The organism is Reichenbachiella sp. (assembly GCF_039969095.1).
Classification (GTDB): Bacteria; Bacteroidota; Bacteroidia; order Cytophagales; family Cyclobacteriaceae; genus Reichenbachiella.
The window spans coordinates 191,301-205,707 of sequence record NZ_JBDVOL010000013.1; the positions used below are offsets into that span (position 1 = coordinate 191,301).

13 protein-coding genes are annotated in these 14,407 nt (G+C 40.2%); 2 read left to right on the plus strand and 11 right to left on the minus strand.

The features are described from left to right. Positions 1-30 precede the first annotated feature (30 nt). The gene (locus tag ABJH98_RS13340; protein ID WP_348308191.1) at positions 31-1,806 is read right to left on the minus strand and encodes a TIR domain-containing protein; all 1,776 of its coding nucleotides are present in this window, start codon (positions 1,804-1,806) and stop codon (positions 31-33) included. A 139-nt stretch (positions 1,807-1,945) separates the two neighbouring features. On the opposite strand from ABJH98_RS13340, the gene ABJH98_RS13345 reads away from it, so the two are divergent. Then, positions 1,946-2,515, plus strand: coding sequence for a peptidylprolyl isomerase (locus ABJH98_RS13345; protein WP_348308192.1), 570 nt, complete (start codon positions 1,946-1,948; stop codon positions 2,513-2,515). A gap of 3 nt (positions 2,516-2,518) precedes the next feature. On the opposite strand, the gene ABJH98_RS13350 is transcribed toward ABJH98_RS13345, so the two are convergent. Both ABJH98_RS13350 and ABJH98_RS13355 read right to left on the minus strand, forming a co-directional pair. Then, positions 2,519-3,559, minus strand: a complete 1,041-nt coding sequence (locus ABJH98_RS13350; protein ID WP_348308193.1) for a UDP-glucose--hexose-1-phosphate uridylyltransferase — start codon at positions 3,557-3,559, stop codon at positions 2,519-2,521. 8 nt (positions 3,560-3,567) lie between these two features. Then, a complete protein-coding gene (locus ABJH98_RS13355; RefSeq protein ID WP_348308194.1) occupies positions 3,568-4,728 on the minus strand; it encodes a galactokinase in 1,161 nt (386 codons plus the stop codon). A 107-nt stretch (positions 4,729-4,835) separates the two neighbouring features. Here ABJH98_RS13355 and ABJH98_RS13360 point away from each other — a divergent pair, with 107 nt between their 5' ends. Continuing rightward, the gene (locus ABJH98_RS13360; protein WP_348308195.1) at positions 4,836-5,546 is read left to right on the plus strand and encodes an NUDIX domain-containing protein; all 711 of its coding nucleotides are present in this window, start codon (positions 4,836-4,838) and stop codon (positions 5,544-5,546) included. Between the two features lie 12 nt (positions 5,547-5,558). Here ABJH98_RS13360 and ABJH98_RS13365 read toward each other — a convergent pair whose 3' ends face one another. From ABJH98_RS13365 to ABJH98_RS13400, 8 genes are read right to left on the minus strand one after another with little or no spacing between them, the layout of a single operon-like run. After that, positions 5,559-5,918, minus strand: coding sequence for a response regulator (locus ABJH98_RS13365; protein WP_348308196.1), 360 nt, complete (start codon positions 5,916-5,918; stop codon positions 5,559-5,561). A gap of 10 nt (positions 5,919-5,928) precedes the next feature. Next, positions 5,929-6,750, minus strand: a complete 822-nt coding sequence (locus tag ABJH98_RS13370) for a protein-glutamate O-methyltransferase CheR (protein WP_348308197.1) — start codon at positions 6,748-6,750, stop codon at positions 5,929-5,931. Positions 6,751-6,784: 34 nt separating this feature from the next. Then, on the minus strand, positions 6,785-7,414 hold the full coding sequence (locus ABJH98_RS13375) for a chemotaxis protein CheC (protein WP_348308198.1): 630 nt from the start codon (positions 7,412-7,414) through the stop codon (positions 6,785-6,787). Between the two features lie 11 nt (positions 7,415-7,425). Beyond that, positions 7,426-9,231 carry a chemotaxis protein CheA gene (locus ABJH98_RS13380; protein WP_348308199.1) on the minus strand — a complete coding sequence of 602 codons (1,806 nt, stop codon included), beginning with the start codon at positions 9,229-9,231 and terminating at the stop codon, positions 7,426-7,428. 12 nt (positions 9,232-9,243) lie between these two features. Further along, the gene (gene cheB / locus ABJH98_RS13385) at positions 9,244-10,269 is read right to left on the minus strand and encodes a chemotaxis-specific protein-glutamate methyltransferase CheB (protein ID WP_348308200.1); all 1,026 of its coding nucleotides are present in this window, start codon (positions 10,267-10,269) and stop codon (positions 9,244-9,246) included. A 1-nt stretch (position 10,270) separates the two neighbouring features. Beyond that, the gene (locus ABJH98_RS13390) at positions 10,271-11,083 is read right to left on the minus strand and encodes a chemotaxis protein CheW (RefSeq protein ID WP_348308201.1); all 813 of its coding nucleotides are present in this window, start codon (positions 11,081-11,083) and stop codon (positions 10,271-10,273) included. Positions 11,084-11,101: 18 nt separating this feature from the next. Beyond that, entirely contained in the window at positions 11,102-11,848 is a 747-nt protein-coding gene (locus tag ABJH98_RS13395) for an AAA family ATPase (protein WP_348308202.1), read from the minus strand. Continuing rightward, positions 11,849-14,383 (minus strand): methyl-accepting chemotaxis protein, encoded by a 2,535-nt coding sequence (locus tag ABJH98_RS13400; protein WP_348308203.1) that lies wholly within the window; start codon positions 14,381-14,383, stop codon positions 11,849-11,851. It lies immediately after the preceding gene. Between the last annotated feature and the right edge of the window lie 24 nt (positions 14,384-14,407).

Below are 14,407 nucleotides of genomic sequence, written 5' to 3' on the forward strand. Positions count from 1 at the left end.
AACCACATGAATAATTAATTCAGTCAAGTATCACTCTACCTCCCATAATTTCGCTGTACGATCACTAGACCCTGTCAGGATTTTTCGTCCATCTGGAGTAAAGGCAACATCGTTGATTTGACCTTTGTGTTTGGTGTAGCGACGAAGTTCTTTGCCGTTGAGTGTCCATAGGATAGCGGTGTGATCTGCTGATGCCGTGACCACTTTTTTGCCATCAGGAGAAAAAGCTACAGCATTGACTGGTTTGGTGTGTGCGATTAGTTTTTTGTTTTTACGGTCTTTCAGTCGCCAGATTCTGGCAGTCTTATCTTTCGATCCCGTGATGATGAACTTGCCATCTGGGGAGAAAGCGACAGAAGTCACCCAATGAATATGTCCTGAAAACTCCGCCACCATATTACCTTTCAAATCCCACATGCGGGCGGTATGGTCGTTGGATGCTGTGAGAATGTACTTGCCATCTGGAGAGAATGCCACTGCATTGATCCATTCCTTGTGTCCCTCAAAGGATTGCACGAAGGTTCCATCTAGCTTGTACAGCCGTGCTGTTTTGTCGAAAGAAGCCGTAGCCAGGTATTCTCCGTCAGGAGAAAAAGCGACATCACTCACATGAAAAGTGTGGCCATTAAACTCACCAATCATTCGTCCATTTACATCATAGAGTTTTGCTGTTTTATCCCATGAGCCAGTCGCCATTCGATTGCCGTTGGGTGAAAAAGCGACTGAAGTCAACCAATCGGTATGCCCTTTGAGTTCCTCGATCAAGTTGCCTTGCAGATCCCAGAGCCAGGCAGTATTGTCCCAGCCTTTGGTCAGAATTCTACGTCCATTAGGCGCTACTGCCACACTGAGCACTGGTTTGGGTGCAGAAAAGGTTTCAAGCAAATAAGTTTTTTCTACAGGTCTGGCTTTGGCTACTGCCTTGGGTTTTGTCCTTTCCGCAATGATTCGTTCGGCCTCGTTGGCAAACTTGCCATTGGGTGAAAGTCTGAGATAGACCTTGTAACTCACTACGGTATTTTCTTCTGTAGCCTCCTGCCAGGCAGACTCGTCTTTCAACTCTGCAATTCGAGCAAAGGCAGCATCTTTATAAGAACCTTTAGGGTTTTCTTGAATATAAGCTTCCAATACTTCCACAGAATTGGCAATCAGAGCTTTCTCCCAGCTTTCCGCTTCATGCAAACTGTCTATTTTGAATTTAGCCGTACGAATGAACTTGCCTTCTGGGTAAAGTTGAAGGTATTCTTGATAGCCCATACTTTCGTTTGCTGTCAAATATTCTCCCCAGTCCCGAGCTTCCTGCGTTTTATTTCTATGCTGAATAGACAGAATAAATGTAGTCCAAACCACGACCAGCATCAAAGACACAAAGGTCACCAAATTCCTAAATAAACGCTCAGTAGTCCGTTTGGGAGGGTGACCGATCAGATCATAAATATCGCCCAATAAAATACGAATGCCTTTGTCGGCTGCGTCTCCTTTCCAATGTGAAAGATTGGTATACTCTGATATAGGAAGCGTTTGATGATTGTGAACGTCATCGTAAACAAGAGACACCAGATTTTTTTTCTTGAGTCCAAGTTGAGATTGCTCCAAAATAGTAGCATTACCCACGGCGCCAGGTGACCAAAGTACAACGATACAATGGGCCTTTTTCAATGCGGATTGGATCTGAGCATCGAAATGCTCATCATCAGCAATTGCGGATTCCCACCAAACAGACCAGCCAAACTCATCGAGCACTTCAGCAAGTTGTCTGGCTCTGCGTTTGTCTTCCGGGATATAGCTAATGAATATTTCGCTCAAAGTTCAGAAGTTGGATTCTAGAATTGAATATAAAGATTAATTAGGATAATTACTGAGCAATTTAATCGCTGACGTTAAAACAAGTAAATTTTATACCTATCTTTTCAATAGATAAATTCAATCATTAATCTTTATTCTTATGCGCCATTCCATTCTCGCAGGTCTAATAACCCTCTTATTTTTTCAATGTTCGGAAAAGACCATTCATTGTAAAATAGAAACCTCTATGGGGGATATTGAAATTGAACTATATCCAGAAAAGGCACCAGTGACTGTTGCTAACTTTCTAAGTTATGTAGATGCTGGTTTATACACCAATTCTAGCTTTTTTAGAGCATGTACACCTGCCAACGAGGCAGAAAGAAAAATCCAAATAGAAGTGATCCAAGGTGGTGATATGCCGGAAGAAGAAGAAATGGCTCCGATTAAAATTGAAACCACTGAAAAAACAGGCCTCTCGCATCAAAATGGCACCTTATCCATGGCGCGAGACCAACCCAATTCTGCTACTTGTAGCTTTTTTATATGTATTGGCTCGCAGCCTTCGCTCGACTTCGGGGGTGCCAGAAATCCCGATGGATATGGTTTTGCCGCTTTTGGTCAGGTGACCCAAGGAATGGAAGTTGTCAAGGAAATTCAAAGGCAGGAAGAATTGGATCAGTACTTCGTTGAACCTGTTTCTATATTGAAAATCACCAGAATTAACTGATTCCTATTTGTTTAAATAGTGGATTTCAGACTGCTTGTTGATCTGGTTTGCCGCAAATTCTGGCGTGATATCTCTCTGCGGGTTGCCTAACATTTCGTATCCCACCATAAACTTTTTAACGGTGGCGGATCGCAACAATGGAGGATAAAACGTCATATGCCACTGCCACTCTTCATGCGAATCGCCGTCGTAGGGTGCTTGATGGATCCCTGCTGAATAAGGAAATGAAGTTTCGAACAAATTATCATACTTGATGGTCAGATAACGATAGGCTTCTGCAAGAGCGAATCTTTCTTCCTGATTCATTTCAGTAATGCGTGCCATTTTCTGTTTAGGAACGATCATAGCTTCGTAAGGCCACACCGCCCAAAATGGCACTAAAACTGCCATGTGATCATTTTCAAATATGATTCTATCTTGCTGTTTAAGCTCTTGTGATAAATAGTCCAATAAAAGGTTACTCCCTGTTTTTTCATAATGCGCCCATTGTCTCGATTGCTTTTTAGCAGGCTCCACAGGTACCGTCTCCTGCGCCCAGATTTGACCGTGAGGATGGGGATTAGAACAGCCCATCACAGCACCTTTATTTTCGAAAATTTGAATGTGGTTGATAAAATCTAAAGCACCAATCTCTTGGCACTGATCTACCCACAAATCCACGACCAGTTTGATTTGATCTGTATCCATTTCAGGAATGGTCAAATCATGGCGAGGTGAGAAACAAATGACTTTGCACAATCCTCGCTCGCTTTTGGATTGAAGCAATCCATTTTCTTCACCGCCCGATGGAATGTCTGATTGCAAAGCTGCAAAATCATTGGTGAAAGCATACACATCCTTATAATCTGGATTTTGTTCACCCCCGATTCTTTCGTTGGTCGGGCACAAATAACATTTGTCATCATACGCTGGTCGTCGATCCATGGACAATTTCTCTACTTGTCCCTGCCAGGGGCGTTTAGATCGATGAGGAGATACTTGTACCCATTCGCCAGTCAATATATTCAATCGTCTATGCGAATGATCATTTGCGTTAAATTCCATTTGGCTTTTTAATTATACCGTCCTACTCCATTTGCAATCGCTACACGATAAACTTTAGTTTCTATTCCCAATATTTCATGGTATCGTTTAGTGACTTCAGTGATTACATCATTTACTTTTCGTTTTTCTATTAAGTTGATCGTGCAACCACCAAAACCGCCGCCCATCATTCGGCCTCCGATGTGCCCATCACGTGCCGAAGCTATTTCTATAAGTGTATCCAATTCCTTGCAGCTCACTTCATAGTCGTCTCTCAATCCTTTATGTGTCTCCAGCAAGAGATTTCCTACTTCCTCAATATTACCACATTGAAGGGCTTTGCATACGGCCTGTACTCTTATATTTTCTTCTATTACATACTTGCACCTTCGATAAACTACTTCTTCCATTTCTGATTGGGCTCGAGCTAAATCATCCAGTGTAGCATCTCGAAGAGATGCTACACTGGAATTAATAAATTGAATGACCTTCACTCCTTCTTCACACTGTGATCTTCTGATGTTGTATTGAGAATCAGCCAGATTGTGTTTGACATTAGAATCAAACAAAACCAACTCATAATCCTTAAAATCTGCAGGATAGAATTCATATTCAAGGCTTCTACAATCCAATTTCACCACATGATCTTGTCTTCCCATGCAGCTAGCGAACTGATCCATGATTCCACATTTGACTCCAGCAAACTTATGTTCGGCTGCTTGTCCCATTTTTGCCAATTCCACTTTATCGACCTGAAGGTCAAACAACTCACTGAGTGCCTGACCAAAACCACATTCCAAAGCTGCAGAGGAAGACAAGCCAGAACCTATCGGGATGTCGCTGGTAAACATCAAATTAAACCCTTCTATATTATGTCCTGCGATTTGGAATTGATCAATAACACCTAAAAAAAAATTAACCCAGTCTTGTTTTACAGGAACAAGTGCATCCTGCGTGCAGAAAGAATAAGACTCATCCAAGTTCAAAGCCATGAGCTTTGAGCGATCAGTATCACTCTTTTGAATGAACAGATATACAGCAAGATCAATAGCCGCAGGCAAAACAAATCCGTCATTATAGTCGGTATGTTCTCCAATGATATTGATTCTACCTGGTGCCCGAATTACCAACGGCTCGCTACCAAAGCGCTCAATGAATATTCTTTTTACCTCCTCTATATCTTGAGACATTTGTATCAAATTTTATAAACGTAAATTTAACGTTTATAAATTAATTTACAACCGTATTATGTACAATTATGAATAATCCTGTTAATTTGGACTCAAACCAAAAACTAATGTCCGACCAAAGTTCCACTGCATATATAAAAGGCCAGCCCATACTGGTAGCTGTAGATAATGTAATTTTCGGATTTGATAGTGAAGAAGAGAAGCTTAAGGTCCTCTTATTCAAAAGGAAGGTAGAACCCTTTGCGGGACAATGGTCACTGGTAGGTAGTTTTGTTCAGCCCAATGAGTCTGCCGTAGTGGCTGCCTCTAGAATCCTCACTGAATTTACGGGATTAGAAAGTGTTTTTTTGGAGCAGTTGCACTGTTACAGCAGTGTGGACCGTGATCCGGGAGATCGCGTAATTTCCATTGCCTATTACAGTCTTATACAATTGCAGTCCTACAGAAAAGAGCTGGTAGAAAGGCATGAGGCGGCTTGGTTTGAGCTCCACGATATTCCTGATTTGGTCGTAGATCATGCACAAATGATAACGGACGCATTAGCTAAACTTCAGGACAATGCACGGAGAAGACCTGTGGGGTTCAATCTACTTCCACCAAAATTCACTTTGCCTCAGTTGTTCAAGCTATATCAGGAAATCTATCAGAAAGAGATAGATGACAGAAATTTCCGAAAGAAAATATTAGCAACTGGCCTACTTGAAAAATTGGACACAAAAGATAAGACTACCTCAAAAAAGGGAGCTTTTCATTATCAATTCAACAAATCGAAGTACCATCAGTTGGAAACTGACGGATACGATATTCTCTTTCACTAAAAGAGCCAGTAGCTACATGACTCGATTGACAACAGCCAACAAATCTTCTGAAGTGAATGGCTTGACAATGTATTCTGAAGCACCCAACTCAATACCTTCGTTGATCACTGATTGCTGACCGACAGCGCTCACCATGATGACTTTAGAAGCGATTCCCTGATCCTTAAACACTTTTAGAATATCCGTTCCGATCATATCCGGAAGGATGTTATCCAATGTGATCAAATCTGGAGACAATTCCATTGCCAAATCTATCGCGGCCTCACCATTTGGTGCTTCTCCTACGATTTCATATCCTTCAGATTTCAACGTATCCTTGATCAATGTACGCATGTACATGGAGTCGTCTACTATTAATACTTTCTTGCTCATCTGCGTGTTATTAAATTTTCTTCTTTTTATAAATTCTTGTTTTCACATCAAATACTTCGAACAATGCTTTACCAGAATCTGGCATGATATCATAATAGCCAATCACTAAAAAACCTTCGTCATTCAGGCTTTTGTGAAATAATTCGAGTACTTGAATTTTGAGTTTTTCATCGAAATAAATCATGACATTTCGACAAAAAATAATATCGTGTTTGGTGACCATGCCATCATGGACGAGGTTATGTCGTTCAAAGGTCACATGGCTTTTATAGGCTGGTTTTATGGTGGCATGAAACTCATTAAAATTGAAAAAGTCAGCCATCTTTTTATTCGGGTAAAAAGATAGGAACGGTTTCAGGTATTGCTCCAGAATGATTAGTGAATAATCACCGGCTTTTGCTTTTTTCAAGGCTCTATCACTAAGGTCTGTGGCCAGCGCTTTTGTCTTTTGCAACAGACCCTTTTCCTCTAATACAATGGCCATGGTATAAACTTCTTCACCCGTCGAACATCCCGCATGCCAGACATTAAGCCTTGGCTTAGCTTTATAATGATCTAGAATCTTTTCTTTGATCACTATCCAGGCATCTGGGTTTCTAAAAAGCTCCGTCAGGTTTACCAATAAGTCATCGATCCCACGTTCGAAAAATTCTTTGTCTTTGATGATTTTTGCCCACAATTCGAGCATTGAACCCATTTTGTGTTTCATCATGAGACGCACAATACTCCTCTTCAGAGACTTCTTTTCATAATTGGTGAAATCTAGCCCGTACCTATTTTTCAAGGCCTGCATCAACGCATCTAGTTCTTCATCTGATATACTATCTATCACGTTTGTTTTGGTTTACCTATCATTTACCCATTGATTAAGTTAATTCTTTGGCTAATACATTTTCTGCTTTTTCCTTAATCTTAGATAGGAAATTTTCTTGAAGCAACCAAACAAACTCTGGCTCAACACCCAATTCGGGTATGCTAAAATTTGCTCTGAATTCTACAGCAGAATCATAGACCGCAGACTCTGCTTTAATATACTTATTTACTTCCCCTGCTTGCATGACATGTAGTGAAGGTACATTACCATAAATTTCTAGATCAAGAAAGTTGGCTAATTGAGTGACAACAGAACCTGCTACCATGTTATCAATCTCCGTTAAAAACTCTAATTTCATCAACCTTGTTTCTGGATTGTTATTCATCAGCACTTCCTCTGGCAAACCAGCATTTTGAATTTTCTGAACTTCGTGTTCCGAAAAAATGAGATGACAGAAACCCTTGAGATCACCTACCAATTCCGTCTTCAACAGGTGCGTTTTACCATCAGATTTTGTACAATACTTTGGCACATCATCTATTCGATCCAAACTAGATGATATACCTACTAAGGTGGCTTCGGAGTTCAAAATACTTTTAAAAGCTTGTGCTGCTTTTGACAGTCCAAACTTGAGTATTTTCTCGGTAGCGCTGTTTTCCCTCTCTGTTAAATTATTAAACATGGTCAATGAGTTTATATCTGATTTTCAGTTTCTACTGTTTTTTGAGCTAATGTTTTGAACATCAAATCTGAGATGGTCGTCACATCAATTACTAAACATACCTTACCATTACCTAAGATGGTGGTACCACTCAATAATTTCGTTTTTTCCAATGGGCGAACCATTGATTTTTCTATAATTTCCTTTTGTTGGAGTAAACGATCTACAACTACTCCAAGTAATTTGCCTGCATAAGAAAGTACAATTACATCTAGTCTAGCATCTTCTTCCAATGCCTCAAAAGATTGATGAAGTACGCCCTCCTTCTGACAATCGGCCAGTTTCTCAAGCGAAACAATATCCTTCAAGAATATGATCGGAATGGTTTGATCCAAGTATTGAGCCATAAGCCCATCTGTAATTCTATGAATCTCACTTTTAGACAAGGAGATCACTGCCTCAGTATACGACAAGGCTACTGCATATTCTTGCTCTTCCAGCTCGAACAACAATGCTCCTTTTAGAGCCATGGAAGATGGGAGATTCAGTTTTATGGTGGAGCCCATACCAACCTCCGTTTCTACATTGATCTGACCTCCAATGGATTCAGCAGCTTTTTTCACCACATCCATACCTACGCCTCGACCTGATATTTCTGTGATTTTTTCGGCATTAGAAAAACCAGGTTCAAATATGTACATGATCACCTCTTGATCTGAAAGTTGCTGTGCAAGTTCTTTACTAGCCAAGCCTTTTTCAACAATCTTTCTACGGATGACACTGGCATCGATTCCATTTCCATCGTCTGCCACTTCGATCACTACATTATCCTTCTCATAATGTGCGCTAAGTATAATGGTTCCTTTATCCGGTTTACCCTTTGCTCTTCTGTCTTCGCTTTTTTCAATGCCATGGCTTACTGCATTCCTTACCAAGTGAATCATGGCGTCACTCATGATTTTAAGGATATTTCTGTCAATCTCACACTCTGTCCCCTGAAGAACTAAGCTCACATTTTTGTTTTCTATGGAGGCGACATCACGTACAATTCGATGAAACTTATTGAATAAAAAACCGACCGTTACCATTCGGGCATTCATCACACCATATTGTAGATCTGAAGTGATCCGCTGCAATCCTTCAAATTCTGATGTTCGTTTGCCATCCACGCTATTCAAAGTGATCAGCCTGTCCCTTTCGATAATCAATTGACCAACCATAGTCATCAGCTCATCCATCTTTTTGACAGGTATCTGAATGACATCTGTAAATGTAATTTCGGACTTCACAGCCTGAGTAGTATTACTCATGTCGCCAGTAGGTACCAAAACCTCATCTTGAACTTCCTCTTCTACATTGGATTGCTCCTTATCCTCCACTTGAGGCTTAGCATCAGTAATTGACTCACTAGACGGCTCATTGGGCTGTGTTTGCAACTTTAACTCTGTGGCCTTTGAGTGTTTCTCCAACAATACAAATAGCTTTGTTTTAATGCCTAGATAGGAAACTCTCTCTCCGCTTTTCAAAGCATCTATCAGCGCACCCAATTTATCATTGGCTTTAAATAAGCTGTCAAAAAGGTCTTTGTTGAGCGTCATGTTACCTTGCTGAACTGTGCCCATTACATCTTCCATCACGTGCGTTAGTGCAGCAATGTCATCAAATCCCATCCCCATGGCATTACCCTTGAGGGTATGCACAATTCGAAATATCGAATTGATTGCATTGAAATCTGTGTGATCATTTTCCAGATCAGTAAACAGACGGTTTAGTTCCTCGAAATTCTCAAGTGCTTCCGAATGAAAGAGCTCTTTATATTCTTCTTCTTTGGATTTCAACTTTTTCCTATTTTATAAACTATTGACTATAAAACTTCCTATTTCTTTAATATCAATTGACTTGTCAATTGCACCACATTGCACCGCAGCCTTTGGCATTCCATAAATAATGCTCGACCTTTCATTTTGCGCAATTGTGTAACCTCCTGCCTCTTTTATGGCCTTCATTCCTTCTACTCCATCTTTTCCCATTCCCGTCAATATCGCTCCTAAAGTTTTAGCGCCATACACTTTTGCCGCTGACAACATGATTGAGTTGATCGATGGATTGTTGTATTCTTTATATTGCTGATCGGTAAAATCTAGCTTCACCTTTTTTCCTTTTGTTACCAAAACCATATTGCCAGTACCTGGTGCTATGATTACTGTGCCTGCTGTTGGTTCCATCCCTTTGGTACCCACCACCACATTGAGCGGACTCAATTTGTTGAGTCTCTTTACGAATGGGGCTATAAAATTGGTAGGCATGTGCTGACCAATCACCACGGGTACGTTCAAATTGGAAGGCAATGAAACAATAACTTCTTCTAGGGCACTGGGTCCTCCTGTTGAAGCGCCAATGACTATTAAATCATATTTACTTTTTTCATCAAAAGTGTGCTGATTCGTGTTTTTACTATTAGGCTTCACGGCCATTGGTTTGGCCCGAGTTACACTCCTAATTTTCTGAATAAGTTCCGCCTCAATGAGACGCATTTTGGCATTGCCTCTGGAAGGTTTATTTAAGTAATCCACAGCACCTTCCTGGAGCGCATCAAAAATCGGTTGTAGATTGGTATTGCCCACTGCACTTAAAATTAAAATGGGCAACGGACACTCCTTCATAATGCGTTTGACAGCATAAATACCGTCGTATTCACCCATATTCATGTCCAAAAGAAGCACATCAGGTTTTAGCTCTTTCACTTTGGCTACCGCATCTTTTCCATCCACAGCAGCACCTACTACTTGCATACCTTCATTTTCAGATAAAATATCTGAAATCAAAAGGCGCATAAAGCCTGAATCGTCCGCTATGAGTACTCTCGTGTCTTTCATATTAATTGCCGTCTTCCACAGACTCGGCTATTACTCTTATTTCATCACTTTCTATCAACTCAATGATATCAAGCAAAATAATCATACCTTCTTCTTGCTTGATTAATCCCTTAATGAAGGTCTCATCTAAAACAGTATTACTCATGATTCCAGATGAGCTCTCTATGATATCGCCTTGTACCTTGAGGGTAGTTGGCACTTCACTCACTAAGATTCCAGCCTTGAAGCGATCGTTTTTAATAACTAATGCAAACGTTTTATCTGAAATTTCTTCAGATTTGAACAATTCGAATTTTTCTTCAAGATCCATGATGACCATAACCGTACCTCTTATATTCGCCACCCCTTTCATAAATTTGGGAGCGCGTGGTAATTTGGACACTTCTGGAGCTGGTACTATTTCCTTTACTTTATCAATTTCTAACGCATAACGCTCACCTCCGAGCTTGAAGACTATCAATTGTACATTTCGGCCTCTCAACTTCAGAATATCCTGATCGTATTTGGCTTTCAGTCTATTCCGTTCCTCCATTTCCTCCTTCGTCAGGAAATTCGCTGGAAGAACCCTTTTGGCTTTTGACTGCACAGACTTTTCCTCTACTTTTTCTATAGCTGTAGAGGAAATCACCTCTTCCTTCACTCTCTTTTCTAAAACTGGAGATTTTACCGTCTTACTCGTTGCTTTTTTTGGTTTTGGCTTCGTTTTTTTGACAGGTTTTGTTGCCGGTTTTTTCTTAGCCTTCACCGTTTTCTCCTCCTTCTTCGATTTAGAAGGGATCAATTTATCTTTCTTTATGTTCTTTCCTAAAGCCATCGACTCTGAAATTTTATCTTATTTAGCTTTTAATATTTCGTCTGCAAAAGCCATGTAGTCCTTTGCTCCATTAGAAGTCGGAGCATAACTAATTAAGCTTTCTCCAAAAGAAGGTGCTTCACTTGCCCTCACATTCGTTCTAATTCTAGAATTAAAAATTTTGAATTTATAGTTCTCCTCTATGTGCTCGTAGATTTCTCTACTCAATTTTCTTCTACTATCTACCATAACAGGAAGTAATCCCATGATCTGTAATTCTTCATTGAGCACCTCTTTGATCTGATTAATTGTAGTAATTATCTGATCCAATCCCTGAAGACTTAACACTTCCATTTGCAGGGGTACAATCACACGACTTGCTGCATTTAGCGCATTTATCGTAAGTAATGACAGTGAAGGTGGGCAGTCAATTAATACATAGTCATAGCCTTTAACCTGCTCCAAAACTTTTTTCAGAATTGATTCTCTTGCCAATTCACCAGCGATGTTGATTTCCACATCGGCCAGATCGATTTCGGCGGGTGCGATATCCAACCCTTCCGTAGATACCAAAATATCTTCAATATTCACCTCTCCTAAAATGACTTGTCCAATGGACTTTTCTATTTCTAATATACCCAGTGAATAGCTCAGATTGCCTTGTGCGTCCAAATCGACCAACAAAACTTTCTTGCCTTTTTTAGCTAAAGCACAGCCCAGATTCACAGTTGTAGTGGTCTTACCTGTTCCTCCTTTTTGGTTCACTATTGCAATTATTTTAGTCATCTAATCAGCTGATTTAGTATCACTTTCTTGGGTTAGTAAAAACTTGCTTATGCCACTTTTCAAATCTTCCGCTACCTTGGCCAACTGCTGTGATTTTTCTGTATAGCCCATCATGCCCGAGGACAACTCAGTAGCTGAACTAGCCACCTGCTCTGTACCTGCAGCTGTTTCTTCTGCTATCACTACTACATTTTCTGTAATAGCAACTACAGCATTAATATCCTTGACCTGCAATTTGGTCGCCTCCAATATTTCTTGTGAGTGTCGGAAAGTTCTGTCCGATGTGTCAGAAATTTCTTTGAATACCTCTGAAGCTTCTTTAGAAGCTTGCTCCCCATTCTTCACACTCTCACTCATAATACCAATCACCTTAGCCGCTTCTGTGGTATCTGCTTGCACATCATTAACTAGTTTTTCAATTTCTTTAGCCGAATTTCTTGAATCCTCAGCGAGCTTCCTGATTTCCTCCGCCACAACAGCAAATCCACGACCTGCATCTCCTGCTTGTGCTGCTTCGATGGCCGCATTCAATGCCAGTAAATTCGTTTGAGAGGCAATTTCCGTGATCACACTCAACACTCTTGTAATTTCTGCAGAACGCTCGGTGAGCACCTGAATGGAGTGGTGAGTCTTCGTAGAATACTCAGATATATCGACCATATTGAACACCACCTTATTCACCATGTCCATGCCTTTCTCACTACTCGCCACACCGAGTTTAGCCGCTTCGTTGATGGTTTCAGCTCGTTCACCCATTTCGTTTGACGATTTCAAAATACCTTCTACCAAATTAGATGATTCGTCAACTTTGCTCACTTGAGTTTGGGCACCATTGCTCATTTCCGAAATGGCTGATGCAATTTCTCTCGTATTGGTATTCATTTCTTCGCTGACCACACTCATTTCGGCAGACGACTCATCTACAAAATTGGCGTTTTTAGAGATGTTTAAAAGCAAATCTGTCAAACTGTCTAGTGCTTTGTTTAGGTTACCAGAAAGTCGCGCCATATCTCCATTTGCATGCGCTCTGAATCTTTCCGTCAAATCACCTTCGGCCATAGAATTTACGATGGAATTCACTGCCATGACCGGAGTTGAAACAGACTCTAGAAGGTTGTTTACAGATTCACTAACATCTTTCCATCCTCCTTGTTTTCCTTCTGTCTCAATTCGGGCACTGAGGTTACCTTCTGCCCCAGCCTGTTCGGCTACTTCTTTTACATCATCTAAAACATTCTTTAGATTGTCTCGCATCACTATCAATGAATGCCCTAATATATCTTGCTCACTGGCTACCTGAAAAATAGTATCCAAGTTGCCTTCACCTATGTGCTTTGAAAAAGCAGTTTTCTTGCTTAATTCATCCATCAAAACATTCACTGAATCCGCCATTTCGCCCAACTCATCACTAGATTTTACGATCAATTTTCTGCTGGAATTTATGTTTCCTTTTGCCAAATCCTTTAGTAAATCATTTGACATTTCTATCGATGAAGTAATGTGATTAGATATCCTTAGTATGATAACAAATAACACCGCCAAGCCTGCCAAACCTACAATTGTAGTGATGATCAAAGTACGATTAAATGAGGCTGTGATTTCCGAAACTGGAACCATAGTCGCTGCCCACCAAGTTTGATCTGTTTTTCCCAATCTAATTGGAGAAAATGACACATAAGCATCCTCTCCTATACCATCATCAAATACCGTAAATGAAAAGCTTTCACCTCTAGCAACAGAATCTTTCAAGTCGAATGTTAAATCCTTCACAAAACTTAAATCATATAATGAAGAGTTGAATAATGTCGTGTCCTGATGAGCTATAATGCTCCCTCCAGCCGATACTAAAAAAGCAAAACCATCATTATAGAATTCAATTTCTGACATTGATTGAAAATCGTTTAGGGACAGATCGGCACCAATACACCCCAAGAATACATCTCCTGCAAGCAGCGGAAGCACTGTGGAAGTACCCAAAATCGAATCTCTATTGACCTTACTGTAGTCATAGTCTGCATACATATAAGGCTCAGATAATTCCTCCTTTTTGTTCACTTTGAGCCCATGATATACACTGCCTATATCATCCCCTTGAGCATTGGCAATTTCAGATGATGATTGAATCTTCCCATCTCTTATGTAGAAATTTTGTCTCTCTCTGCCATAAGGTAAATTCCAGGTAGGATCTATCGCGCTAAGTTCCCAACTCATGAAGACTGCATCATACTTTGGATTGTCTAGTAGGACTCCTATCATTAGTTCCTTTCTGATACTATCCCGTTCTTCTCTCGGATAATCAACGAATCTTTCAAGTATGTGAGCCATTGATCGAGAAATAGCTAAATCTTCATTTAGACTAGCTTTTATTTCATTCGCTTTAGTTGAGGCGTAAGTATCCGCCAAAAGCTCAGCTTCATCAATAGCTTTTACCCTTAAACTAAATCCGATATATCCGAGCGTCATCAAATAGATTATTACAGTAATCCCCAAGATGAAAAACATCATCTTTTTCCTAACAGTGATATTATTGATCATAATTTTTCTTTAATCTTACTCAAA

Bases quoted from the DNA above. Each gene is read 5' to 3' on its own strand.
- ABJH98_RS13365 (WP_348308196.1), bottom strand. From the start codon at position 5,918: ATGAGCAAGAAAGTATTAATAGTAGACGACTCCATGTACATGCGTACA.
- ABJH98_RS13375 (WP_348308198.1), bottom strand. From the start codon at position 7,414: ATGTTTAATAATTTAACAGAGAGGGAAAACAGCGCTACCGAGAAAATA.
- ABJH98_RS13390 (WP_348308201.1), bottom strand. From the start codon at position 11,083: ATGGCTTTAGGAAAGAACATAAAGAAAGATAAATTGATCCCTTCTAAA.
- ABJH98_RS13395 (WP_348308202.1), bottom strand. From the start codon at position 11,848: ATGACTAAAATAATTGCAATAGTGAACCAAAAAGGAGGAACAGGTAAG.
- ABJH98_RS13400 (WP_348308203.1), bottom strand. From the start codon at position 14,383: ATGATCAATAATATCACTGTTAGGAAAAAGATGATGTTTTTCATCTTG.
- ABJH98_RS13360 (WP_348308195.1), top strand. From the start codon at position 4,836: ATGTCCGACCAAAGTTCCACTGCATATATAAAAGGCCAGCCCATACTG.
- ABJH98_RS13355 (WP_348308194.1), bottom strand. From the start codon at position 4,728: ATGTCTCAAGATATAGAGGAGGTAAAAAGAATATTCATTGAGCGCTTT.
- ABJH98_RS13350 (WP_348308193.1), bottom strand. From the start codon at position 3,559: ATGGAATTTAACGCAAATGATCATTCGCATAGACGATTGAATATATTG.
- cheB (WP_348308200.1), bottom strand. From the start codon at position 10,269: ATGAAAGACACGAGAGTACTCATAGCGGACGATTCAGGCTTTATGCGC.
- ABJH98_RS13345 (WP_348308192.1), top strand. From the start codon at position 1,946: ATGCGCCATTCCATTCTCGCAGGTCTAATAACCCTCTTATTTTTTCAA.